We start from the raw sequence: 22,904 nt of genomic DNA, 5'->3' as shown, positions 1-22,904 counted from the left end.
CTGTCCGCTCGCTGTTTTCACCGCAAGCTATTTCTTGGTAAACCAGTATGGTCTAACCGGCTATGCAAGAGAATATCCCACAGGGGTATCTCCCCGACCAGGATACCACTCCGGACTTCGTTCACCCACTCCCCGAGCTACACTACCCACATCAGATCAACGTCGCCGCAGAACTCGTCGATACCCACGTCGACGAAGGTCGTGGTGAGAATGTCGCCATCAAGTTTGAAGAGATGGAACTGACGTACGCCGAGTTAGAAGATCGAGTGAACCGACTCGGCAACGCGCTTCGGGAACTGGGTGTCGAGTCGGGCGATCGCGTGCTGGTCCGGTTCTCGAACCGACCTGAAGCCATAATCTCCTGTCTGGCGGTACAGAAGATCGGTGGCGTCGCACTCCCGTCGATGAAACTGCTCCGAGCGAAGGAGTTGACATACATTATCAACGACGCTGAGGCGACGGCCGCCATCGTCTACGACAAACTGTTTGATGAACTTGACGCCGCACTCAACGATTTGGAGACGCTTGAAGAGGTAATCGTCGTCGACCGAGACGGGACTGGCCACGATCACGATCACCGTGATTTCGACGACCTTCTTGAGGCGGCCTCTCCGGACCTCGAACCACACGAGACGGAGCGTGACGACCTCGCGTTGATGCTGTACACTAGCGGGACGACAGGCCGTCCGAAGGGGACGTTCCACACGCACCGCCAACTGCTCGCGACCGCCGACAGCTACGCGCGATACTGCCTTGAACCGACTGAGGACGACGTCTTCGGCGGGAACCCACCGTTGCCTTTCGCGTACGGTTACGGCGGTCTAGTCACGTTCCCGCTCCGGTTCGGGGCGAGCACGGCTCTCGTTGAGGATGCGACGCCTGAGTCGCTGCTTGAGGCCGTCGAATCCCACGGCATCACCGTCTTCTGTTCGATTCCCACGGGGTACAACCAGATTCTCGCGAAGCATCCCGACGGTCCCGAACAGTACGACGTCTCGTCGCTCCGAGTGGGAATGAGCGCGGGCGAACCGCTCACGCCGACCACGTTCGAGGAGTTCCAAGACGAGTACGGTATCCCGCTGCTTGACGGCATTGGGACAACAGAGATGCTCCACATCTTCGTCAGTCACCGACACGACGGCCAGATCGATCCGAGTGCGACCGGGTTTCCGGTGCCTGGGTACGAGGCGAAGATCGTCGACCCGGACACAGAGGAAGAGGTCCCCCGGGGAACGCCGGGTCTCCTCGCCGTCCGCGGTCCGACTGGGATGACCTACTGGAACCGTCCGGACAAGCAGCAGGAGGTCGTTCTTGACGGCTGGTCACTCCCGGGCGACATCTTCGTCCAGCGCGAGGACGGTCGCTTCGAGTACAAATCACGCCGCGACGACCTCATCATCTCCAGCGGTTACAACATTCCCGGCCCCGAGGTCGAGACGGTGTTGGAGGGACACGAATCGGTCGCCGAGGTGGCCGTCGTCGGCGTCCCAGACGAGGAACGAGGCCAGATCGTCAAAGCGTTCGTTGTCGGGACACCCGATGTCGAGACGGGTGACGGGCTGGTCGAAGAGCTGCAGAACCTGGTAAAGAACACGCTCGCACCGTACAAGTATCCGCGCGAGGTCGAGTTCGTGGAGACACTCCCACGGACGGAGACCGGTAAGATCCGACGGACAGAACTCCGAGAGCGCGAGCGACAAGTGGTCTGATTGGACGTTCCCGCTCGTACGTCGACGCCCTCCTTCCGTGGAGACACTCGTTTCGCGACAACTGGTTGGTAGTTGTTGCCCTGTCCGTCTCGTGATTTTCGGTCCCGATTCTGCCGAACGTTAACGAATGATGTATACAGACGTGTTTACGCCCGTTGAGTCATCGTTTTCTCTGCGATCTCGGTTGTTTTTTTCCGACAGTCGGTAGTCGACGTCTCGCACCATCGTTGTAATCGGTGATTGTCTGACGGGTGCTCTTCTCGCTACAACCCTCCTCTCTAACGCAAATAGGGCGTTACAATAGTAGTGGTGTAATGACTTGCTAATCAGGCTGTAAACACTAGGTGTAAACAGCAAACATGGACGTTGACTGACGTCGTCGTTACTCGCCGGTTCGAGGATGGAGTCAGAAGGAAGGGTGATTCGGACCCAGTTCGACTACGGACCAGTGTTGGTCTCGATTCGCAGATCAGAGCGAGGTTTGGCGATACACGTCAGTACGTATCCTTCCTCTCGTTCGCTGTCTGAGAGGAACATTCCCTCTGTCTGATCGACTTCGCCCTCGAGGACCATCCCCGAGCAGACACCACAGACGCCCATTCGACACTGGTAGTTGAGGTCAAGGCCGGCCTCCTCTGCTGCTTCGAGCAACGGTTTGTTGGCCGGAACCTCGAGGGTGATTCCTTCATCAACGAACTCGACTTCGTACGTTTCCACCATGTTACTCGAGGCGCTTTTCGTAGACATGTTCGACTGGGCGGAGTCCGAGTGCTTCGTAGACATCCTCTGCGGTGTCGTCGCCTTCGATCGTATCGATCCTATAGAAGTCGACGTCGCGTGGCGGACTCGTGAACCACTCTGCTGCGGCGTTGAGGAGAGCTTCGCCGATTCCGTGTCCGCGGTGGGACTCGGCGACGAAGTGGCCGTTGATGTAGCCGTGATTTTCGAGTCGGAAGATCGGGTGATTTCCCATCACCCGTGCTTCGGCGATACCGACGAGTTCGTCCTCGTGTTCGGCCACGAACACGGTGCCGTACTTTGAGTCGACGAGTTGGTTCTCGAAGTACGACAGCCACCGATCGTTCGCGCTCTCTTTGTGACGGTACCGCTCGTCGTACTCCGAGAGATGTGACGTGAAGCCATGCCACAACTTGAGTAACTCATCTCCGTCGCTGGGACGGGCTTGTCTGACAGTGAATTCCATATCAGATGGTCGGCAACCTACAATAAATATGTTCTCCCTCTCAGAGATTATACAATTCTTCAGCCGTACCACGGAGAATCGAGTCGACGACGTCGTCGGGAAGGTCGAGTTGTTTCACTGCCTCAACGTTGTCCCCGATGTCGGGCACCATTGGGCCTGGCCAGTCACTGCCGAACAAGACTCGTCCGGACACCTGTTCGATGTCCGGGAAGTAGTCGAGCAAGTTCTGCGGCGGAAACGACGAGATGTCGAGGTAGACGTTGTCGTGTCGGAACAGCAGGAACCACGCTTCGTCGGTGTACATCGGCCGACCACCGTGAGCCATGATGAGCGGCAGGTCCGGGAAGTCGACGGCGACGTCGTCGAGCGGCATTGGGTCGGCATACCGTGAGCGTGCACTGGGAAAGATACTCGTTCCCGTATGGACCATGACGGGAACGCCCGCGCTCTCACACCGCTCGTAGAGGATGCGCAACCCGTCTAGTCCACGTGTATCGGGGTCGTCGCGGTAGTCGTTCGCGTTGAGTCCCTGATGGGGTGGGTGAATCTTGATACCGTCCAATTGAAGATCATCGACCGCGCGTTCGACGACGCCTTCGGGGTCGTCGGTGAGACGCGGGTCGAACCCGCCGAACGCCATGATTCGGTCCGGATGTGAGTCGCGGAATTCGGCTGCCCACTCGTTCGTGTCGTGCGTGTACCCCATACTTGCCGTGACGTAGTTGATGATCGCTGCCATGGCGACGCCCTGTGAGTCAAGGTAGGCGACGAACTCGTCGGGATTCTTGGCGAGTGCGCGTTTCTCCTCGAAGTTTGCCGAGTGTGACTGGAGCGTCGACCGAGCGTCGTCATTCAGTCTCCAGAACGGGTTCATGTGGACGTGCGTATCGATGACACCATCCGGTGGTGTTCTGTCTCTGTCTGCCATGGTATCTTGTCTCTCCATCTGGATAATAAACCCTTGTCCCCAGGCACTCCTGACAGTTCTATTATGCTAGAAAGAGTTATTAACGATGACTCCACATGATTAGTCGAGGCAATCCCTATGGTCAGCGAGAAGCAGTTCAAGAAGGAGCTGCAGAACGGACGGATGATCGAATCGACCGACGAGATGACCGACGGCTATCTGGAGGCACTGAAAACCATCCTGAAGGTGTCTGGCGACACTGAACTCATGAGCGCACCCGCGTACTACGAACAGTCGCTCAACGCACCCAGTCTGGACGCCCGCACGTCGTGTGTAAGCGTCATTCAGGACGAACTCGGCCACGGACACATCGCCTACCGGCTACTGGAGGACCTCGGTGTCAGCCGCGAAGAGCTGATCTACGAGCGAGAACCCCACGAGTGGCGGAACACGTACGGGTTCGACCAGCCCATCGACAACTTCGCCGAACTGGTCTCCGCACATGGGATGTTCGACCGAGCGGGTATCGTCCTCCTCGGTGATATCCACGAGAACACCTCCTACGCGCCGTGGAAGCGCGCGCTGACGAAGGTGAGCAAGGAGGAACAGTTCCACCTCCGTCACGGCGAGACGTGGATGCGTCGGCTCGCCCGGAAGAACGACAAGACGAAACAGAAGCTACAGGAAGCGGTCGACTGGATGTTCCCCATCGGCATCGAGTGGTTTGGCCTCCCGGACGACCAGAAGAAGCACGACGACCAGTTGGAGTACCGCATCAAGGGGAAGTCGAACGACGAACTCCGACAAGACTGGATGGACAGCACCGTCCCGCTCTGTAACGAACTCGGACTGGACATCCCCGCGCACTACGACGAGGAAAAAGAGGAGTACGTCCTTGAGTACGACATGCCGATCGCGTTCGACGAGGACAACAAGGAGTGGTTGTACGACCAGCCCATCTCCTGGTCCGACGTCATCGACCGTTGGCGCTCGCGCGGTCCGGCGAACGAGAAGTACGTGAACATGCTCCAATCCGGCAAGCTGGAGGTTAAGGCATGAGTGTAAACGCGGCTGCCAACGAGAACAGTACGGTTGAACTTGGTCCCGACGATGAGACGACAGCGTTCGAGCGCGAACTGTGGGACCTCATCGACGAGATCCCCGACCCGCACATCCCCGTCAGCCTCGTGGAGATGGCAATGATCTACGACGTGCAGGTTGACGACGGCGACGTAACTGTCGAGATGACGTTCCCGTGTATGGGATGTCCCGCCTACGAGTTCATCAAGTCGGATATCAGGAGTATCCTCCGTCCGGTGTCGGGCGTCGATTCCGTGACGGTCGATGTCGTCTGGGACCCGGTCTGGACGAAAGACATGCTCACTCCCGAGGTGCGCGAAAAGATGCGCGAAGCAGGTATCAGTCTATGAAGTACGAAGTCTTTGCCCGACTCAACGCGGGAGACGAAACCATCCACGTGGGCCGTGTCGAGGCGGACAGCGACACGCTGGCGAAGTCGTACGCGCGGACCACGTTCGACGAAGAGAGCTGGGATTACATGATTGTCGTGAGACGGGAGCACATCGTCGAAGTGACGGGCGAACACGCGGTACCGTCGCCGGAGGTGGATGTATGAGCGAGTGGCCGACGGAGGCGGTCAACTACGTTCAGGCTATCGCCGACACGAAGCTGGTGCTATCCCACCGCTACGCCGAGTGGATGCTCGGCGGCCCAACTCTCGAAGACGACATCGGTGGCGCGAGCGCCGCTCAGGACGAGGTCGGCCATGTCCGTCAGCTGTTCCGCCTCCTCGAGCAGCAGGGGCGCGACTCCGAGTGGTTAGCAGGAAACCGCAGTCCCGACGAGTTCTGTAACGCGGAACCGCTCGATGACGCTCCCGACACATGGGTCGAGTACGTCGCAACAATCTCCGCCGTCGACAGAGCGACCTGGTACATGCTCGACTCGATCACTTCTGAGGACTTCCGCGGACTGACCGAGAAGATCGGTGAAGACGAGTTCTTCCACCTCGAGTATCAGGATGCTCGACTAGAGACGCTCGCCGACGAGAGCCCCGAGGAATTGCAGGCGGCGCTCGAAGCGGTGCTGCCACAGACGCTAGCGTTCATCGGTCCCGCGGAGTACGATGCCGACTCCGATCCAGTCGTCCAGGATGGATTCACCGATCGCTCCGCGGTGGAACTCCGTTCCGCACTCATCGCCCACTACGAGACGCTGCTCGATGGGACTGACGTCTCACTCGATGGCGTCGACACCGAGGGACCGACGGCTGACAAGTGGGACAGTAGGCGCCGACGGGTCAGTACCGACACAATCAGCCAGTCGGTCGTCGACTCGCTCGTCGGAGTCAAGAACAAGCAGTTCGCGGCGGAATGAGCGCCATGAACGACGAGTCCGACGCAGAACAGTTCGTCCCGACGTGCCCCTACTGTGGGTCACAGGACGTCGAACTAGAGTCAGCGTTCGGGTCGGAGATCTCGAAGAGCCAGTACTACTGCAACGGCTGTCACACGATGTTTGAGCGACTCAAGTACGACGGTGAACGGCCCGACACCGGTCGCTAAGGTGCGAGCTGCCTGAAGTCCCACGTGACCTCGGTCCGTGGATCTAACGCGATCTTCACTCGATCGTGTCCGTCCGCTCCATCTATTGATTTCACCGTCCCAAACAGCGCCCGCTCGATCTTTTCTATTGTCTCTCTGTCATCGACGACGCGTGCGTCGCCGCGCCACATGATTCCCCGATGTTGGATGTAGTCGTGGCCGCCGGCGTCGACGACCGCCGCAGCCTTCCCGGTCGCTCTGACATTCTGTGTCTTGATCGAGTCGTCGTCGGTCTCGAAGCAGATCGCCCCCTCTACCTCGGCGAACTGGACCGGAACCACGTGCGGGAGTCCGTCAGCGTCAACGGTCGCAAAGCGCATGACTGGCACTTCTTCGAGGAGCTCTGCTCGCTTCTGGTCGCTAAGTGCGATCTTGTCGTAATCTCGAGGCACACTCTCTGTTGGGGGAAGTCCAACATGATTCTTACTCTATGGAAACTTATATGTGGGTGGGTCGTGATGACATGCATGTAATGGACGCGTTTAGCGACCTCGAGCTAGAGAACTTTACGACCGAGATGGACGGCCACGTGGGCATCCTTCGGATCGACCGCCCGCCGGCGAACGCACACGATCTCGACATGATCATCGAGCTCCAGTCGGCAGTGGAGAGCATCCGCTTCGACGAGGAGGTTCGTGTGGTCGTACTCGCGAGTGGGAACGAGAAGTTCTTCTCGTCAGGGTACGACATCCAGGCACTGCAGGACGAGACCGGTCGTCACATCGGGAAAGCCAGCCAGACGAGCAAGGAGACGATCATGAAGATGCGGACGACAGACACGCTGTTCATCGCCGCAGTGGACGGTCACTGTATGGGCGGCGGTCTCGAGTTCGCACTCGCCTGTGACTTCCGATACATCGGTGACGACGACTCGTACAACGTCGGTGTCCCGGAAGTCGAACTCGGTCTCATCCCCGGAGAGGCCGGTACTCAGCTGCTCCCGCGCTACATCGGCCGCTCGAAAGCCCTGAAGATGATGGTGACCGGCGAGACGCTCAACCCGCAGGAGGCGCTCGACGTCGGCCTGTTCGACGAGATCCACCCGCCGGAGGAGGTCGAAGAGAAGGCCCTCGAGTTCGCCCACCAGGTGGCCGAACTTCCGAACCGCGCGGTCGGCTTCGACAAACTCGCCGTCAACGAGGGGATGGAGCTCCCACTCTGGGACGCACTCGCCCACGAGCGCGAACTCCAGAACCAGCTCTTCGAGACGGACGGCGCGAAGGAAGGTATCTCGGCGTTCCTCGAGAAGCGCGAGCCCGACTTCATCGCGGCCGAACTCGGCGACAAGGAAGTCGAAGACGTCACCGCAGACGACTGATTCACCACCGGAGACGCACAGACGCGACCGCCTAACCTTTTTTCCAGCTGCAAGTCCCGTCAGTGACAGCAACATCGGCACTCACCAACGACCAGTCGTGACTCCAGACGTCGTGACCATCGAGGAAGAAATCAACCGAGAGACATGCGAGAAGCGAACGAGAAACGAGCAAGAAACGACTGAGCGTGTACCGGACTATACCTGGACGCCGCGTGTCTTAGAGGCCGAGCGCTTCGCGAGCGACCGTGGTCTTCTGAATCTCCGAGGTGCCACCGATGATACTCAGGATCTTCGCGTCTCGGTAGTAGCGTTCGAGCGGTAGATCCTTCTGATAGCCTTTGCCACCGTAGATCTGCATCGCGTTCCGCGTGACGAACTCAGCGGTGTGACTTGCGACGAACTTTGCCTTGCTGGACCGGCGGGTGTTACCCTCGCCGGCCGCAATCGACGCCGCCGAGTTAAACGTCAAATGCCGGGCACTGTCGAGTTTTGCGTCCATCTCCGCGACGAGTACCTGTACGGCCTGGTAGTTCCCGACGGCTTGGCCACCCTGCTCTCGTTGCCCCGCGTAGTCGGCGGCGCGGTCGAATGCCGCCTGCGCGATTCCGGTTCCGATGGCAGCCAGCCCCGTCCGCGCCATGTCAATCGTCCCCATCGCGATACGGAATCCTTGCCCCACCTCGCCGAGCAGAGCGTCCTCGCCGACGGTCACACTATCCATCGTCGAGTCGCCGGTGACGTGTCCACGCATTCCCATGAAGTCCCGTCGCTCGAACTCGAACCCGTCGACATCGTCCGCGCTCGGCGCCAGCAGGACGCTTACTCCGTGAGAGTCCTCCGGCGTCGGGTCGACGCGAGCGACGACCAGATGGACGTCTGCGACCCCCGCGTTCGTCCCGAACGACTTCTCGCCCGAAAGAACGTACCCACCGTCTCGGTGTTCGGCACGCGTCTCCAACTCGGTCGGCGAACTCCCCGCACCGGGTTCCGTGAGCAGCATCGACCCGATCTGCTCGCCGGCGATCATGGGCTCGAGATACTGCTCGCACTGCGCTTCCGTACCGAACTGTGCGACAGGGAGTGCGGCGAAGGTATGCCCCTGGATGCTCTCTGCGACCGCGCCGCTCGCTTGTGCGATCTGTTCGACCGCGAGACAGTAGGAGACGAAGTCGGAGTCGAGCCCGCCGTACTCCTCGGGGAGGAGGATGCCGAGCAGGTCGTACTCTGCGGCAGCCTCCATCACGTCTCGCGGGAACTCGTTGGACGACTCGATCGCTTCGGCTCGGGGTTCGACGACGTCTGAGACGAACGCGGCAGCCTGGTCACGTACCTCTCGGTTCTCTTCGGAGAGAGAGTTCTCTATGAGCGCCATGTGAGAACAACACACGCCAGGACTCATAAACCCTTCCGATGCGTCACGCAACTTAAACGTCGGTTTCGGGTCGACCGTCAACGGTCGCCGCTCGATGGAGCGTCACTCGAGGGGGTTCTCGAACCCCATCTCGTTCCACTGCTCGGTGACGAACTCGCGGACGTCCTCGGGGAACGACGCCTCGAACCCGACCCGTGGCGCGATGTACTCGTCGTTCCACCGCGGGTCCCACGTCGCGTCGATGTAGAGGCGTGACCCGGTTTCGCCACCGCGTCGGTAGCGTGTTACTGTCGCGGCCGGCGCAGAGGGGTCGCTGAACTGCCAGTCGTGCGACGGGTGTGCCTTCACCCAGATGTCGTCGAACGCTCGGGCGAGATTCGCAGGCGGCGTATCTTCGTCGAGGACAATCACCTTATCGAATAGTTGGGAGAACGAGAACAGCGTGTTCGCGAGTTGCCACTCGAAGCCAGCGTAGAGGATCTCACTGGAGATGAGACAGACACCCAACTTCGTCTCCACGGGGATCGAGACCCATTTCACCGGTTCAACACCCCAGTAATGGTTAACACGCCGGAACAGTCGGGCGGATTCGACGAGACTCAGAAGATGCACGTCGTCGGCAAGCGGTGCGCCGAGCGGCGAGAACGGGACGATGGGATCCTCTCGGGTGGCGACTGATGACACTTGGAGGGCTACCGTCGACGTCGACGTCGCGTGCTCCCAACTCTCCACCGGCCCGTCGCCGCCTTCGACGTCGGCGTTGGTCACCGTCCCCTCGAAAACGAGCTCGCTGCTCGCCGGAACCAGCCCTCCGTCTGTCGTCGCGAGCGGGAACTCGTCAAGCGCGTTCGCGATTGCGATCGGGTTCGAGAAGCCGGTGTCGCCGGTCCATCGAAGCGTCGCAGCGACGAGACTCGCCAGCGGCACGCCAAGTGCGACCGTCACCGAACTCCCGGCTGATAGCGACTGTGCGAGTTCTTCGGGGAGGACGGCTTCGAGACGGTCTCCCCGCGTCACCTCGGCGCTCACCGGAGCCCACGTAGGTTCGTCGCCGGTGGAGACTGCGAGCAGGCCGAGCGATATCGTCGGCGTGTTCGAGTCGCCGAGACTGGGGAGTCCGAGCGCGAACAGGTCGCCGTCTCGTGACTCTGCGTTGAGCTCTCCTTCGCGAAGCGACGAATTCGACGGATCGGCCTGCGAGATGTGCCGTACGAGCGTCGTGTACTCGTCGTCGACGTCCAGCGCCAGCGCCGTCCGCGACCACGGTTTGACGGCACGTGGTTGCATCTGGTCCGGTCCGCCGTACACGCCGCTCACTACCCGCGTCCGCTCGGAGACGTTCTCGAAGCAGAGCGCCGGACCGCTCTCCCGGACGGCCTCTGCCGCCATCGCGGGTAAGTCCGTCGTCCAGTGGACCGACTCTTCGATCGTGAGCAGCGCCCCAGCTTCGTCGAGCGCCGCGACGTGGTCGCGGAGGGAGGTCATCGGTCTCCCTCCGTTGACGACGCCAGCGACAGCCCCGCTCGCGAGAGCGTCTCCCGGGCATCTCGTTTCAACTCCTCGTCACCGAGATATGGCGGTACTGCCGTGCAATCTTCATCGCGCGTCGCATCGATGTACGCCTTCGCCGTTTTGGTCTTCGAGGTGCCAGTCTCGGCGTCGCCCTTCTCTTCGGGTGTCTGGTAGATGTTGAGCGGCACTTTCGGCATTGTCTCGACGCCGAACTGATAGAAGTCCTCGTCCGGGTCGGCGTTGAGTGCGATCGCTTCGAGCACCGCCCGCTGGTCCAGCGGGTCGACGTCACTGTCGACGAACACGAAGAAGTCTACATGGAGCATCCCCCACGTCGTGAAGATGAAGTTCGCGAGGTCGTGAAGATACCCTTGCTGAGATTGGTCAGTCGCGACGGTGTACACCGTCCGCGGCGTGAACCGCCACGGCGCGCATCGCTCGACGTTGAACCCGGCGGTGCGGAGTCCGAGCGTCGCGTCCGGTCCGACGCAGGCCAACTCCATCGTGCTGCTTGAGTTGAGGTCGTGTCCCGTCCCAGCTCCTTCGACACAGAAGGGGATGTAGGGTTTGCTGCGGTGCGTAATCGCGTCGACCTTGAGCACCGGCATCGACCGTCTCGGCCCGTGCATGTAGCCGAAGTAGTCGCCGAACGGTCCCTCGTCGAGTCGCCGCTCGGGCAACACCGTCCCCTCGATGATGACCTCTGCACTCGCCGGCACGTGGAGGTCGTTCGTCTCACACTGGACGAGTTCGATCGACTCCCCTTTGAGTCCACCCGCGTAATCCGCTTCATCTCGTCCGGTGGGGATCCACATCACCGACGAGAAGTACACTGCCGGTTCCGTTCCGATGGCGATAGCGACCGGCATCGGTTCGTCTCGTCGCTCGTACTTGTAGTAGTAGAGGTTCGGCGTCTGTTCACCGGCGAGAAACAGGACGCTCGCCTTTGTCCCCGAGTGGATCATTGTCCGGTGATACGACCAATCGACCCACTCGGAGTCAGGGTCGGTGGTGATCATCGTATGTAGGTTTGAGTACCGTCCACCGTCGCCCGCGTGGATGTAGGGCCAGGGGAACTCGAACAGGTCGACGTTCTCGCCCGTCTGTACCACCTCTTTACAGGCTGCAGCCTCCTTGTCGACGACCGTCGGCGGAATCGGTGACTTGAGTCGGTCGATGACTGTCTCGTAGTATTCGTCTCCGGTCAGTCCGTCCGGAAGTCCGAGCGCCGCTGCGATTCTGTCCCAGGGTCGTCGTCGGGCCCCGCGGTAGGGGTCACCAACCAGCCTTGCATCCGTCTCTCCGGGATTCGCGATGGTCTCGAAGACAGGGACCGTGTCATCTGTCTTATCGGCCATCATTGTTACCGCGCTGGCCTGCAGGTTCCAGGAGACCTCCTGTGAGATACGGTTCAGCTCGTCTCGCGAGTCGAGGAGTTGGAGATAGTCACGAAAGCTTTCGACGGCCATCTACTCTTCACCTCCCAACCGGGTGGCCAACTCTTCCCGTTCGAGTTCCGTTCGGACATCGACGTAGCTGTCGACGAGCTCAGGGTATCGGTCGGAGAGATACTCGCCGAGTATCGACCGAACCGCCTCAGACACCGACTGGTACCGGCCCGTTTCAACCAGATACAGCAGCAGCGCACGGAGCTCATCCGACCGGGCGTTGACGACGTTCGACTCGTCTTGACTCCGCTGGATACAGTCGCGTAAGACTTCCGCGTCGATGTCGGCGAGCGTTACGTCGGTTTCGATAATATCGATGTACCACTGCTCCTCGACGTTCTCGTGTGGCCCCCGGACGATTGTCAACGAATCGGGCGACTCCAGGGTGTCTGGACTCCGATCGATTCGCGCTCGAGTGGTGAAGATCTCTTTCGTCTTCGAATCAGTTACCTGGATTGTAACTTCTCCCGTGAGATCGTCCGGGAGGTGTTCCTCGGAGGTGACATACTCGGCTGTCACCGCCACCACCTCGATAGTTGCGGGAGAACGCTGTATTCCATACGTGTAAACAACTACACGATACCACATAAGTCCTTCCCGGTTCTTCAGTATGGATTCATCTCCCACATGTGTCGACAGCGACCCTGTCAACCGTTCCACCCTCGGTCGAGCACGAACATTTTTGTCCACTGAGACGAGTCACTACAGACAGTTAACCATGATATACTACGAAGATCTCGAAGTCGGGCACGTCCACGAACTCGGCAGTCACCGCGTAACTCGAGACGAGCTAATCTCGTTCGCCGAACAGTACGACCCACGACCGCAGCACGTTGACGAGTCAACGCAGACTGTGGAGAACCAGCATATCGTCGCCAGTGGGTGGCAGGTGTCAAGTATCTGTATGCGTCTCTTGGTCGACGAGTTTCTCTCAGAGACGGCTGCATTGAGTTCATTCGGGCTTGATGAGTTGCGATGGGAGCATTCAGTTCAACCGGACGATACGATCACGGCGTACTATACGATCGTGGATAAGCGAGTGTCCGAGAGTCAAGATGACCATGGATACGTCGACAACGAAGTGGTCGGCTACAACCAGCACGAGGAGGAGGTTGTCTTCTGGCGGGCGACGACGATCTTCAAGCGACGGGAATAGCTGCGTCTCACTCTCGACAGCCACCAGCGGCTAGTCGCTTGCGAGTGCTCTCCGAAGTCGCACGTAGACGGGAACGAGGAGAAAAGCAGGTTCGATGAGCTACCTGCGGTGCATGTCAAAGGTAACCTAGTCCCGTCTACAGTGGTACTCTACCTTCCGCCAGAATCAAGCATGACGTTCTGACAAAATTCGCGCGGACCGTAATCAGCTATCGGCAGCCTGTTCGAATTCATCGGTCCTTCCCAGTGACGAGGCTGATAAGATGTCTCTGGGAACCGTCACCGCAACTCGTCGATTGTCTCGACAAACGACTCTAGCAGTTCACGGGTCACGTGGGGCATACAAACGATTCGCAACTCGCCGTTCGCCGTCCGAGAAAGACGCCACCCTCGCTTACGGAGTCGCTCGAACAGCCGTTCGGAGACGCTCGCGGCCACGAGCGGTAACGTTGGTTCAACGACGTCGAATCCGCGGTTCGATAACGCGTCGGCTAGCCACTCGGCGTCCGACATCGAGGTCTCGAACTGCTCACGGTAGCCATCCGGCCAAAGTTCTCGAAGGACTGCCACGGCACTCGCAACACCAGCCCCGGAACGCGTTCCTGTGAGCGTCGCCTGTGACGTCGACTCGAGATACGGTGTTTCGACGGCCAGCGTGTCCATAATCTTTCGACTTTGGGTGAGGAATCCACCCGCGGGAACGGCAGCCTGTCCGAGTTTGTGGGGATCGATGGTCAGGGTGTCGACGGCCGCGTCTGCAAAGTTCCAGTCGTACTCCGTGAACGGGAGATAGAACCCGCCCCAAGCGGCGTCGACGTGGGTGAAGGCGTCGACCGCCGCTGCGAGGTCGGCGAGTTTCGGAATCGGGTCAACGCGTCCGTACTCGGTCGAGCCGGCGACCCCGGCGACGAGTACCGTGTCTCGATCTGTCGCTGCTGCGACCGCATCGACGTCGGCGACGAGACGTTCGGTGAGCGGTACGGTCCGGAGTTCGACGTCCAACACGTCCGCAGCCTTGTGGAAACTGAAGTGGGCGTGCTCCGGGACGACGACGTTAGGATCGTTGACATCGTGGAAGTCGCGTGCGGCGCGAACAGCCTGGATATTTGCTTCCGTTCCCCCGGAGGCGATATAGCCTTCGACGTCTGACTGTCCAGTTACCTCACCAAGCCGTTCGACGACCTCACTCTCTAACTTAGAGACAGTACGGTAGGTAGTCGGGTCACCTGGGTTCGTGGCCAGAAAACGGCTTGCCGCCTGTCGAGCGAGCGGATGGGGTTCGGTGCACATTGACGAGAGCACTCGACGGAAGTTCTGGGGTTCGCAGGTCACGGTGCGTGTGGTCATTGGTACGGTATCACGTCGATAACGTTCTACCGGCATAAAAGGCCGTTTTCGCTCAACGACGCCCACTGTCTACATGCGGTGTCAGATTGCGAATCGTGAATAGTTATACCATACCGAAACGCTCAAATGAAACGTACCTGTTTTATAATTTGAGTCATGCAAGAGAATCTCCCAGAGGAGCACCTCCCTGACGGGGAACTCGCTCCTGACCCGGTTTACGCTCTTCCCGAAGTGAACTATCCCGAGCACGTCAACGTGGCGGAGGAGCTTGTCGACCGTCATGTGGCGGAGGGACGGGGGGACAACGTCGCCATCCGATTCCGAGAGCAAGAGATCACGTACGCCGAACTCTTAGAGAAAGTAAACAGTCTCGGAAACGCATTACATTCACTCGGCGTCGAACCCGGAGACAGAATGCTCGTTCGCTTCCCTAACCGTCCAGAGGCCATCGTTACTTGCCTCGCGGCACAGAAAATTGGTGCCGTCCCACAGCCGTCAATGAAACTACTTCGGGCGAAAGAGCTCTCCGAGATTATCGAAGACGCGGGCATCAGGTTTGCCGTCGTCTACGACGACCTCCTCGATGAACTTGAGGGGGCCGCCGAGAATGTTGACCTCCTCGAGGAGATCGTCGTCGTCGATGACGTTGGTGTCGACCATGACCATCAGAGCTATCGCGATCTCCTCGCCGAGGCGAGCGACGAACTGGATGCCTACGAGACCAAAGGGACTGACATCGGACTGATGCTGTACACGAGCGGGACAACTGGCCGTCCCAAGGGTGTCGTCCACAGTCACCAGGCGATTCTCGCAACCGCCGACACGTACGCGCGATACTGTGTGGACGCGTCCGAAGATGACGTCTTCGGCGGAAATCCGCCGCTACCTTTCGCGTACGGCTACGGCGATCTTGTGACACATCCGCTCCGATTCGGTGCGACGACGAGTCTCGTCCAAGACGCGACACCCGAGAAACTGCTCAAGACAATCGAGAAGCACGAAATCACTGTCTTCTGCTCCGTTCCGACGGCGTACAACCAGCTTCTCTCGAAGTTCCCCAAGGGACCTGAGAAGTACGACGTCAGTTCACTCCGACTCGGGTTAAGCGCGGGAGAGCCATTGACACCCCACACGTTCGACCGGATCAACGACGCGTACGGCATCGACATTCTCGATGGAATCGGAACGACCGAAATGCTCCATATCTTCATCAGCCACCGACACACCGACGATATCGAACCTGGAGTGACGGGGTTCCCAGTACCTGGATACGAGGCGAAGATTGTCGACCCGGAGACGAGAAAGACGCTTGAACGGGGACAGTCGGGGCTCCTCGCTGTCCGTGGTCCGACCGGAATCACATACTGGAACCGTCCAGGGAAGCAGCGAGAGGTCGTCGAGGACGGCTGGAGCTATCCCGGAGACATCTTTGTCCAGCGTGAGGACGGTCGCTTCGAATACCAGTCGCGACAGGACGATCTCATCATCTCCAGCGGTTACAACATCCCTGGCCCTGAAGTTGAGATGGTGCTTGAGGACCGCGACGCCGTCCAAGAGATTGCCGTCGTCGGCGCACCTGACGAGGAGCGTGGGGAGATCGTGAAAGCGTACGTCGTCCTCCACGACGAGTACGAACCGAGCGAGTCGCTCGTCCAAGAGTTCCAGACACACGTGAAGAACACCCTCGCACCGTACAAGTACCCGCGCGAGATCGAGTTTGTGGAAACGCTCCCTCGGACCGAGACGGGGAAGATACGGCGAACGGAACTCCGCCCATAGGTGCCCTGAGTTCGTCTTCATCGCTTCGTTCAAGCCGGTCACCCTCCACCCGGCCCGTTTCATCTTTAGGGTGGGATTCGCTCGTTCTGATTTCGGTAGTAGAGTATGTATAGAGAGTCGACATGTCGTTTTTGCGGCTGTAAACGAATTTGTAAACACCTACTGAAATTAACCACACTAACATCGAATCACCGCTACCAGGAATTCGAGATCCCCGAACTGCTTTTGACCTCGTGTGTTCTCTGTGAAAGGCTGGGTCCGATATTGACCATCATAGTGGTCATTACAACTCTATATCTGTAATGGGATGGAGCTCCACCTCTCGCGTCACACGTGTTTCCCTCGCTCAACAATTCGACCAGCGCTGTCCAGAGGTTTGGAAGTGTTGGTGCGAACGGTGTGCCCGTGTAGGAGTGGTGAGATGTTGTCGTCATCAGCGACGTCAACGGTGGTATCTAGACTCAGAGAACCTCAACATGCACACCATCCCCTCCAACAAGAATAGCCAGAAGAGATAATGAACTATGAAATCTCAGAAGAGGTGGCGAACGACGACTCCTCAAACGGGAGAGCGACGCCCCGCCCCTCTTGCAGTCGGCGGTGTAATCACGGCTGAAAACGTAGACTGAATACGAGTCGACCTCGTTGTCGGAGGTGCCAACGGGCGATCACCTTCAGCGGTGACAAGCTCTCGTCAAGCAGGACGTTCTGGCAATTCTCGATAGTCTCGCAAATGCCAGCAAGGTGACGTTGCCGTACTTTGAGTGACCAGAGAAATCAATCGCCGAGAATGTCGAAAGAGCGGCTCGGCGGCGAAGTTGAGTCGGCGATGCTATCCACATGGGACGACATCCCGATGGTCGTCGCCAAGCGGGGATTTGTGGTGAGATGCGGCGGGCGTTTTCGCTCTCAGGGCACCGATGAGGTAAGGAGACGGCGGACTGTGGAACCGACCGACACACGTAATTTTCATCTAAAGGATAATCATTAAAAGACATTAACCGGTATATCGAACTGGCCGTGGGTAATCGGCCTCGTGATCGAGCGTCTTCAGTCATAGGCAGGCACGGGTGGCCAGTGCGAGGGACCTGAGCACCCCCCGTCTGCCCGCCCGTTGCAACGCTCACACGAATCGTCACAGTCTGTCCCAACCACCCGTTACCATTTTTGTCGGTCTCGACGACTACCGATATGCCGACCGCCCGAGTTCGTTCAGGCTATACGGGCAGTTTACGAACTCCGCTGATTACCGCCGATGTCCACAGTACCGGGATCGGTCCACCTTGTGCACGACGCTAGACGCCGTTGTTCTCTCCCTACACGACGCGTGCGCTCCTAGGGTAACGGCGCAGTCGTTTTCAATCCCAGTATACAGGAACACGAACTACGTGGCACCCCTCGTCGATAGTGTCCGCGTTCGGCGACGAGACAGAGCGCCGTGATCAAGTATCGTCGTCTCGAAGAGAAGAGGTAAGAGTCGAGGTTGGTCCGTCGGGTTGCTGCGTCGGCCGACGTCGCTACTGTGCGTCCAGATCGAGGTTGACGTTGACGTTCTTTGCCTGCGTGTACTCCTTGATTGCCTCGGTCCCTTGTTCGCGTCCGAGGCCGCTCTCTTTGTACCCACCGAACGGCGTCTGCGGGAATGTCTGGGGGTACTCGTTGACGCTTATCATCCCGTAGTCGAGCCGCGAAGCGGCTGCGTGCGCTTTGTTGATGTCATTCGTCCAGACGCCAGCGCTGAGTCCGAACGGGGAGTCATTGGCGATTTCGAGTGCCTCCTCAAACTCCGAGAACTCAATGACCGAGAGCACCGGTCCGAAGATCTCCTCACGGGCGATCTGCATGTCGTTCGTCACATCCGTGAACACGGTCGGTTCGATGAAGTACCCCTGGTCGGTGTCCTCGGGGACACCGCCACCTGCTGCCACCGTGGCGCCCTCATCGACACCGAGTTGGATGTACTCAAGCACGTCGTCGCGGTGCGACTCACTTACTGCAGGCCCCATCCGTCCGTCGTCGTCGATACCACTCCCGAGCGGCGTCGCCTCCGCCCGCTGGACGACGCGATCGACTACCTCGTCGTGAACGTCCTCGTGGACGAGGAGACGTGAACCCGCCCAGCACATCTGCCCACAGTTCATGAAGATCCCGTAGTGGACTCCTTTGGACGCGGCCTCGAGATTCGCATCGGGGAAGACGATATTCGGGCCTTTGCCCCCGAGTTCGAGTGTGACACCGGTCACGTTGTCCGCTGCCTGAGACATGATGTGTTTGCCGACGCCTGTACTCCCGGTGAACGCGACGTGGTCGACAGCGGGTTCGTCGACGAGTGCACTCCCTACCTCGGATCCAGTTCCGGGAATGACGTTGAGGACGCCGTCCGGCAGGCCAGCGGCTTCGGCAGCCTTCGCGTAGTAGAGCGCTGACAGCGGTGTCGTGTTCGAGGGTTTCAGAACGGCTGTGTTTCCGCAGGCCAACGCCGGTGCGAGACTTCGCCCCGCGAGTTGGAAGGGATAATTCCATGGCGCGATGTGGGCAGTGACGCCCAGCGGCTCTTGGAGAGTGTAGTCGAGTCGATCTCCAGGGACCGGAATCGTCTCCCCGGTCAGTTTGTCTGTCCACCCGGCGTAGTAGCGGAACGTGTCGACGACCATGTCGACGTCGAGACCGGCCTCGAACGGCGTCTTCCCGTTGTCGTGCGACTCGACAAGGGTGATCTCGTCGGCCATCGCCTCGATTTCGTCGGCCATCGCGCGCAGAAACTCTCCTCGGTCGCTTGGTGCCGTGGTCCGCCACTCGGACCCGCGTTCCGCGGCCGCATCGGCTGCCGCGACTGCACGACTCGCATCTTCCGCGGTGGCGCAGGCGACCGTCGCATACGTTTCTTCGGTCGCCGGGTCGAGTGTTTCTAACGTACTGCCGTCTGCAGCGTCGGTCCATTCGCCGTCGATGTACAATTGTGTCGGGCCATCATACCGCATACTGATACCACTTCTCCGAACTGTGAAAAAAGTTGACTCGGCGGTAATCTACCGGAACTCCGGACGCTCTCCGTTCAGAAACGCGTTCACACCGGTCTCGTGGGCGTTACTTCCGTATGCAAGCACCTGGAGGTGTGCCTCTCTGTCGAGTGCGTCGCGGAACGGACGACCGATGTTCTCGTGGAGTCCTCGCTTCGTCAGTGCGAGCGTCTCTGTCGGTTTCTTTTCGAGTGTCTCCAACAGGTCGCCGACGGTGTTGTCAAGCTCCTCGGTGGGGACAGCACGGTTGATGAGGTCCATCTCCACTGCCTCCTCGGCGTCAAAGAGTCGTCCTGTCATCGTCAACTCCTTCGCCGTCCGGAGACCGACGAGTGCAGGGAGGATTACGGTTCCACCAGAATCGGGAATCAGACCAACGTTGGCGAACACCTCGCCAAACCGCGCCTCCATGTCCGCGTAGACGAAGTCGCACGCTGCGACGATGTTCGTCCCCGCACCGACGGCGTCGCCGTTCACCTTCGCGATTACAGGGAACGGAGCTGTCAGCATCGTTTCGACGACCGTATTGAGCGTCGACTGGACGCGATCGTAGGACTCGTGTGGTGTCTCCTCTCGTTCGGCCATCGACTGGATGTCGCCGCCGGCGCTGAACGCGTCGCCGTCTCCCGTCAGCACCACGGCGCGAGCGTCAGCCTCGGCCGCCGCTTCCAGTCCGTCGACGAGTTCTCTTGCCGCCGTCGGGGAGAAGGCGTTCTTTGTCTCGGGTCGGTCAAACGTAAGAGTGTGGACGCGGTCAGCTGTCTCGACTCGAACCATACTGACTCTCTCGGTCGACGGGCGTATAAATCCAGCCGGAGCCCACACTTTTTAGTCATCTATCCGCTTCGATAGTGTATGACCGATGCGTACGTAATCGGTGCTGGACAGTCAGACTTCGGTTCGTTTCCGTCGGAGACGTACCGTTCGTTGTTCGACGACGCGTTCGACGAGGCACTCGAGAGTACCGGGGGTGACTTCGACACTAACCGTATCGACGAGGCGTTCCTCGGCACACTCGGCGTCGGCGGTCGGCAGTTGGGGCTGAGCGGCCCGGCCGTGACCGAACATCTCGGGCTGCACGGCATCCCCACGACGCGCGTCGAGAACGCCTGTGCCGCCTCGGGGTATGCGCTCCGACAAGCGGTGATGGCCGTCCGGTCCGGGATGGCGGACGTCGCGCTCGCGGGCGGGTACGAGGTGATGACCGACATGAGTTCCGACCACACGAAGTGGTGGCTCGGCGTGAGCGGCGAGACAGAGTGGGAACGGCTCTCCGGAACCACGTTTGCGGGCGTCTATGCCCAGATGGCGAGCGCTTACATGCGCGAGTATGGTGCCGAGAAAGAGGACCTCTCCCGTGTCGCCGTCAAAAACCACGCCAACGGGGCGCAGAACCCGCACGCGCAACTCGGCTTCGAATGTACATTGGAGGACGCGATGAACGCACCGGACGTGGCCGCGCCGCTGAACCTCTATCACTGTTGTCCGACGACTGACGGGGCGAGTGCCGTCATCGTCGCCAACGAGTCGGTCGCACACGAACTCTCTGACGACCCGATTCGCGTCGCGGGGGTGGGGGCGGCCAGCGGTCGCGTCGGACTGTTCCAGCGCGACTCGCTGACGAGCATCCCGGCGTCACAGACGGCTGCCGACAGAGCGTACGAAGAGGCGGACATCTCGCCGGAGGACCTCGACTTCGCGGAGGTACACGACTGTTTCGCCATCGCCGAACTCGTCGCCTACGAGGACCTCGGGTTCTGTGAGCGCGGCGAGGCACCCCGACTCCTCCGCGACGGTGTCACAGACGCCGACGGAGAACTCCCAGTCAACACCTCCGGCGGCCTCAAGTCAAAAGGTCACCCCATCGGCGCGACGGGAACCGGACAGGTCGTCGAGGCGTTTGCCCAACTCCGAGGTGAGGCCCACGTCCAGACTGACGACCCAAAGGTCGGGCTCACCCACAACGTCGGTGGCTCCGGCGGTGGTGTCACCGTCCACGTGCTCGAGCGGGTCGACGGAGGTGCGCGATGAGTTCGAACCGCGGCATCGTCGCGACGGGCGTGTACGTCCCGCGGCAGCGGCTCTCCGGCGACGAAATCGAGGCCGCGTGGGGCACCTCCGCACCGGTATCGCGGGTGGCGGTGCCAGCGGCTGACGAGGATACGCTCACGATGGCTGTCGCTGCCGGTCGAGACGCCCTTGAGGGCAGCGACGTCCCTGCTAACAATGTTGGACACGTCGCACTCGCGACGACGACCCCACCGCTCGACGAGGGAGAGTTCGCACCGCAAGCCGCAGCGGCACTCGGTCTCGCCGCAGATTGCCGTCTCGAAACGGCGACACAGAGTACTGCGGCTGGTGCAGATGCACTATGCTCGGCAGCGATGGCGGATGTCCCCGCGCTTGCCATCGTCGCTGACGCCCCAGCGGGAGACGCCGCCGAAGTGGGCCAGCGCGTCGGGGCCGGGGCTGCCGCGTTCCTGTTCGCCGACGACGGGGCCGTAACGCTCCTCGACACGGCGACGCGCTCTCGTGACGCGCCCGGAATTCGGTTCCGCGAGCGAGGTAGCGAGACCGTCGCCGAACCGGGCATCACGACCTACGAACGCGAGGCGATTCGCGACCTCGTCGCCACGTCAGTCGAGGCACTTGACGTCGACCCAGACGCAGTGACCGGCGCGAGTTTCTACCAGCCGACGGGAGATATCCCTCACCGAATCGCACGAGCCTTGCCGTACGGCGGTGAGGTTGTCAGCCGCGGCACGGTCGTCGACGACGTCGGCGATGCCGGAACTGCGACGACGGCACTCGGCCTACTGGCGGCCTTGGAGTCGAGCGACCCCAGTTCCGTGACTGTCGCAGGGTTCTTCGGCAGTGGGGCGACGGCTACTGCACTTGCCTTTGCAACCCAGGAGTCGGTCACGACGGGTGTCGCCGATGTACTCGACGCCGGAACGGACGTCTCGTACACGACCGCGCTGCGCGAGCGGGGAACGCTCGGGGAGACGGACGTCGCGGGCGGCGGTGCCCACGTCAGCCTCCCCTCGTGGCAGCGGACGGTTCCCCAGCGGTACCGACTCGTGGCTGGGCAGTGCCCCGACTGCGGGGCGATCGCGTTCCCACCGGAGGGTGCCTGCCCTCGTTGCCACGAGCGGGTCACGTTCACGGACGTCGAACTCCCCCGAACCGGTGACGTCGTCGCCGTGACGACGATCGGACAGGGTGGTGCACCACCGGAGTTCGTCGAATTCCAGCGCCGTGACGGCCCGTTCGCCGTTGCTATCGTCGAGATCAGGGTAGACAGCGAAACGGTACGGTTCCCCGTGCAGTTGACTGACTGCGACCCGGATGGGGTGTCCGTCGGTGACCGAGTCGTCGGGCAGTTCCGTCGTATCTACAGTACAGAGGGTGTCACCCGCTACGGGCTGAAGTTCACTCCCGAGTGAGGCAGATCGACGGGTCATCTTGCCGTCGCCGACCGCTCGTCTGTTGCCCCGATCGTGTCGGTC

General features: G+C 60.3%; 22 protein-coding genes. 11 read left to right on the top strand and 11 right to left on the bottom strand.

Annotation, left to right across the window (positions count from 1 at the left end):
• Positions 1–62 precede the first annotated feature (62 nt).
• On the top strand, positions 63–1,709 hold the full coding sequence (locus BSG17_RS16400; RefSeq protein WP_089826020.1) for an acetate--CoA ligase: 1,647 nt from the start codon (positions 63–65) through the stop codon (positions 1,707–1,709).
• Between the two features lie 438 nt (positions 1,710–2,147).
• On the opposite strand, the gene BSG17_RS16395 is transcribed toward BSG17_RS16400, so the two are convergent.
• From BSG17_RS16395 to BSG17_RS16385, 3 genes are read right to left on the bottom strand one after another with little or no spacing between them, the layout of a single operon-like run.
• Complete coding sequence (locus BSG17_RS16395) at positions 2,148–2,429, bottom strand: 2Fe-2S iron-sulfur cluster-binding protein (protein WP_089826017.1); 282 nt, start codon at positions 2,427–2,429, stop codon at positions 2,148–2,150.
• A 1-nt stretch (position 2,430) separates the two neighbouring features.
• Positions 2,431–2,913 carry a GNAT family N-acetyltransferase gene (locus BSG17_RS16390; protein WP_089826015.1) on the bottom strand — a complete coding sequence of 161 codons (483 nt, stop codon included), beginning with the start codon at positions 2,911–2,913 and terminating at the stop codon, positions 2,431–2,433.
• A 40-nt stretch (positions 2,914–2,953) separates the two neighbouring features.
• Positions 2,954–3,841, bottom strand: a complete 888-nt coding sequence (locus tag BSG17_RS16385) for an amidohydrolase family protein (protein WP_211609166.1) — start codon at positions 3,839–3,841, stop codon at positions 2,954–2,956.
• A 117-nt stretch (positions 3,842–3,958) separates the two neighbouring features.
• Between BSG17_RS16385 and BSG17_RS16380 the strand changes: the two genes are divergently transcribed.
• The 5 genes from BSG17_RS16380 to BSG17_RS16360 are packed head-to-tail and all read left to right on the top strand — an operon-like array spanning position 3,959 to position 6,405.
• Positions 3,959–4,879 carry a Phenylacetic acid catabolic protein gene (locus BSG17_RS16380; protein ID WP_089826011.1) on the top strand — a complete coding sequence of 307 codons (921 nt, stop codon included), beginning with the start codon at positions 3,959–3,961 and terminating at the stop codon, positions 4,877–4,879.
• Entirely contained in the window at positions 4,876–5,250 is a 375-nt protein-coding gene (locus tag BSG17_RS16375; protein ID WP_089826009.1) for a metal-sulfur cluster assembly factor, read from the top strand. Before BSG17_RS16380 ends, BSG17_RS16375 begins: the two co-directional genes overlap by 4 nt.
• Positions 5,247–5,456: a phenylacetic acid degradation PaaB family protein gene (locus BSG17_RS16370; protein ID WP_089826006.1), complete on the top strand. Its 210-nt coding sequence runs from the start codon at positions 5,247–5,249 to the stop codon at positions 5,454–5,456. The genes BSG17_RS16375 and BSG17_RS16370 overlap by 4 nt, the downstream gene beginning before the upstream one ends.
• Positions 5,453–6,217 (top strand): Phenylacetic acid catabolic protein, encoded by a 765-nt coding sequence (locus tag BSG17_RS16365; protein WP_089826004.1) that lies wholly within the window; start codon positions 5,453–5,455, stop codon positions 6,215–6,217. Before BSG17_RS16370 ends, BSG17_RS16365 begins: the two co-directional genes overlap by 4 nt.
• A 5-nt stretch (positions 6,218–6,222) precedes the next feature.
• Positions 6,223–6,405 carry a PaaD-like zinc ribbon domain-containing protein gene (locus BSG17_RS16360; protein ID WP_089826127.1) on the top strand — a complete coding sequence of 61 codons (183 nt, stop codon included), beginning with the start codon at positions 6,223–6,225 and terminating at the stop codon, positions 6,403–6,405.
• Here BSG17_RS16360 and BSG17_RS16355 read toward each other — a convergent pair.
• Positions 6,402–6,836, bottom strand: a complete 435-nt coding sequence (locus BSG17_RS16355) for a pyridoxamine 5'-phosphate oxidase family protein (RefSeq protein WP_089826002.1) — start codon at positions 6,834–6,836, stop codon at positions 6,402–6,404. The two genes, BSG17_RS16360 and BSG17_RS16355, sit on opposite strands and share 4 nt — an antisense overlap.
• An 80-nt stretch (positions 6,837–6,916) precedes the next feature.
• Between BSG17_RS16355 and BSG17_RS16350 the strand changes: the two genes are divergently transcribed.
• Positions 6,917–7,762 carry an enoyl-CoA hydratase/isomerase family protein gene (locus tag BSG17_RS16350; RefSeq protein WP_089826000.1) on the top strand — a complete coding sequence of 282 codons (846 nt, stop codon included), beginning with the start codon at positions 6,917–6,919 and terminating at the stop codon, positions 7,760–7,762.
• Positions 7,763–7,979: 217 nt separating this feature from the next.
• Here the strand turns inward: BSG17_RS16350 and BSG17_RS16345 are convergent, their stop codons facing one another.
• The 4 genes from BSG17_RS16345 to BSG17_RS16330 all read right to left on the bottom strand — a co-directional run bounded on the left by BSG17_RS16345 (position 7,980) and on the right by BSG17_RS16330 (position 12,745).
• Positions 7,980–9,134, bottom strand: a complete 1,155-nt coding sequence (locus tag BSG17_RS16345; RefSeq protein ID WP_089825998.1) for an acyl-CoA dehydrogenase family protein — start codon at positions 9,132–9,134, stop codon at positions 7,980–7,982.
• A 102-nt stretch (positions 9,135–9,236) separates the two neighbouring features.
• Positions 9,237–10,619 carry a UbiD family decarboxylase gene (locus tag BSG17_RS16340; RefSeq protein WP_089825996.1) on the bottom strand — a complete coding sequence of 461 codons (1,383 nt, stop codon included), beginning with the start codon at positions 10,617–10,619 and terminating at the stop codon, positions 9,237–9,239.
• Positions 10,616–12,115 carry a UbiD family decarboxylase gene (locus BSG17_RS16335; protein WP_089825994.1) on the bottom strand — a complete coding sequence of 500 codons (1,500 nt, stop codon included), beginning with the start codon at positions 12,113–12,115 and terminating at the stop codon, positions 10,616–10,618. The genes BSG17_RS16340 and BSG17_RS16335 overlap by 4 nt, the downstream gene beginning before the upstream one ends.
• Positions 12,116–12,745, bottom strand: a complete 630-nt coding sequence (locus BSG17_RS16330) for a hypothetical protein (RefSeq protein WP_244531563.1) — start codon at positions 12,743–12,745, stop codon at positions 12,116–12,118.
• A 67-nt stretch (positions 12,746–12,812) separates the two neighbouring features.
• On the opposite strand from BSG17_RS16330, the gene BSG17_RS16325 reads away from it, so the two are divergent.
• The gene (locus tag BSG17_RS16325) at positions 12,813–13,250 is read left to right on the top strand and encodes a MaoC/PaaZ C-terminal domain-containing protein (protein ID WP_089825993.1); all 438 of its coding nucleotides are present in this window, start codon (positions 12,813–12,815) and stop codon (positions 13,248–13,250) included.
• A 278-nt stretch (positions 13,251–13,528) separates the two neighbouring features.
• On the opposite strand, the gene mfnA is transcribed toward BSG17_RS16325, so the two are convergent.
• Positions 13,529–14,596 (bottom strand): tyrosine decarboxylase MfnA, encoded by a 1,068-nt coding sequence (mfnA, locus tag BSG17_RS16320; protein ID WP_089825992.1) that lies wholly within the window; start codon positions 14,594–14,596, stop codon positions 13,529–13,531.
• Positions 14,597–14,752: 156 nt separating this feature from the next.
• On the opposite strand from mfnA, the gene BSG17_RS16315 reads away from it, so the two are divergent.
• Positions 14,753–16,375 (top strand): acetate--CoA ligase, encoded by a 1,623-nt coding sequence (locus BSG17_RS16315; RefSeq protein WP_089825990.1) that lies wholly within the window; start codon positions 14,753–14,755, stop codon positions 16,373–16,375.
• 1,517 nt (positions 16,376–17,892) lie between these two features.
• Here BSG17_RS16315 and BSG17_RS16310 read toward each other — a convergent pair.
• Together BSG17_RS16310 and BSG17_RS16305 are read right to left on the bottom strand one after the other, a co-directional pair.
• A complete protein-coding gene (locus BSG17_RS16310; protein ID WP_089825988.1) occupies positions 17,893–19,356 on the bottom strand; it encodes an aldehyde dehydrogenase family protein in 1,464 nt (487 codons plus the stop codon).
• 48 nt (positions 19,357–19,404) lie between these two features.
• Positions 19,405–20,172, bottom strand: a complete 768-nt coding sequence (locus BSG17_RS16305; RefSeq protein ID WP_089825986.1) for an enoyl-CoA hydratase/isomerase family protein — start codon at positions 20,170–20,172, stop codon at positions 19,405–19,407.
• A 78-nt stretch (positions 20,173–20,250) separates the two neighbouring features.
• Between BSG17_RS16305 and BSG17_RS16300 the strand changes: the two genes are divergently transcribed.
• A complete protein-coding gene (locus tag BSG17_RS16300) occupies positions 20,251–21,426 on the top strand; it encodes a thiolase domain-containing protein (protein WP_089825984.1) in 1,176 nt (391 codons plus the stop codon).
• Complete coding sequence (locus BSG17_RS16295; RefSeq protein WP_089825982.1) at positions 21,423–22,841, top strand: zinc ribbon domain-containing protein; 1,419 nt, start codon at positions 21,423–21,425, stop codon at positions 22,839–22,841. The genes BSG17_RS16300 and BSG17_RS16295 overlap by 4 nt, the downstream gene beginning before the upstream one ends.
• The last annotated feature ends 63 nt before the right edge of the window (positions 22,842–22,904 follow it).

The sequence above is a fragment of the Halogranum amylolyticum genome (genome assembly GCF_900110465.1).
GTDB lineage: Archaea > Halobacteriota > Halobacteria > Halobacteriales > Haloferacaceae > Halogranum > Halogranum amylolyticum.
The sequence above is the reverse complement of the archived record's forward strand: the minus strand, read 5'-3'. Positions and strand labels throughout refer to the sequence as shown.

Excerpts from the sequence above, each read along its gene's own strand:
- BSG17_RS16315 (WP_089825990.1), top strand. The coding sequence starts at position 14,753 with ATGCAAGAGAATCTCCCAGAGGAGCACCTCCCTGACGGGGAACTCGCT.
- BSG17_RS16295 (WP_089825982.1), top strand. The coding sequence starts at position 21,423 with ATGAGTTCGAACCGCGGCATCGTCGCGACGGGCGTGTACGTCCCGCGG.
- BSG17_RS16325 (WP_089825993.1), top strand. The coding sequence starts at position 12,813 with ATGATATACTACGAAGATCTCGAAGTCGGGCACGTCCACGAACTCGGC.
- BSG17_RS16395 (WP_089826017.1), bottom strand. The coding sequence starts at position 2,429 with ATGGTGGAAACGTACGAAGTCGAGTTCGTTGATGAAGGAATCACCCTC.
- BSG17_RS16385 (WP_211609166.1), bottom strand. The coding sequence starts at position 3,841 with ATGGCAGACAGAGACAGAACACCACCGGATGGTGTCATCGATACGCAC.
- BSG17_RS16365 (WP_089826004.1), top strand. The coding sequence starts at position 5,453 with ATGAGCGAGTGGCCGACGGAGGCGGTCAACTACGTTCAGGCTATCGCC.
- BSG17_RS16370 (WP_089826006.1), top strand. The coding sequence starts at position 5,247 with ATGAAGTACGAAGTCTTTGCCCGACTCAACGCGGGAGACGAAACCATC.
- BSG17_RS16400 (WP_089826020.1), top strand. The coding sequence starts at position 63 with ATGCAAGAGAATATCCCACAGGGGTATCTCCCCGACCAGGATACCACT.
- BSG17_RS16340 (WP_089825996.1), bottom strand. The coding sequence starts at position 10,619 with ATGACCTCCCTCCGCGACCACGTCGCGGCGCTCGACGAAGCTGGGGCG.
- BSG17_RS16300 (WP_089825984.1), top strand. The coding sequence starts at position 20,251 with ATGACCGATGCGTACGTAATCGGTGCTGGACAGTCAGACTTCGGTTCG.
- BSG17_RS16360 (WP_089826127.1), top strand. The coding sequence starts at position 6,223 with ATGAACGACGAGTCCGACGCAGAACAGTTCGTCCCGACGTGCCCCTAC.
- BSG17_RS16310 (WP_089825988.1), bottom strand. The coding sequence starts at position 19,356 with ATGCGGTATGATGGCCCGACACAATTGTACATCGACGGCGAATGGACC.
- BSG17_RS16390 (WP_089826015.1), bottom strand. The coding sequence starts at position 2,913 with ATGGAATTCACTGTCAGACAAGCCCGTCCCAGCGACGGAGATGAGTTA.
- BSG17_RS16350 (WP_089826000.1), top strand. The coding sequence starts at position 6,917 with ATGGACGCGTTTAGCGACCTCGAGCTAGAGAACTTTACGACCGAGATG.
- BSG17_RS16335 (WP_089825994.1), bottom strand. The coding sequence starts at position 12,115 with ATGGCCGTCGAAAGCTTTCGTGACTATCTCCAACTCCTCGACTCGCGA.
- BSG17_RS16380 (WP_089826011.1), top strand. The coding sequence starts at position 3,959 with ATGGTCAGCGAGAAGCAGTTCAAGAAGGAGCTGCAGAACGGACGGATG.
- BSG17_RS16345 (WP_089825998.1), bottom strand. The coding sequence starts at position 9,134 with ATGGCGCTCATAGAGAACTCTCTCTCCGAAGAGAACCGAGAGGTACGT.
- BSG17_RS16375 (WP_089826009.1), top strand. The coding sequence starts at position 4,876 with ATGAGTGTAAACGCGGCTGCCAACGAGAACAGTACGGTTGAACTTGGT.
- BSG17_RS16305 (WP_089825986.1), bottom strand. The coding sequence starts at position 20,172 with ATGGTTCGAGTCGAGACAGCTGACCGCGTCCACACTCTTACGTTTGAC.
- mfnA (WP_089825992.1), bottom strand. The coding sequence starts at position 14,596 with ATGACCACACGCACCGTGACCTGCGAACCCCAGAACTTCCGTCGAGTG.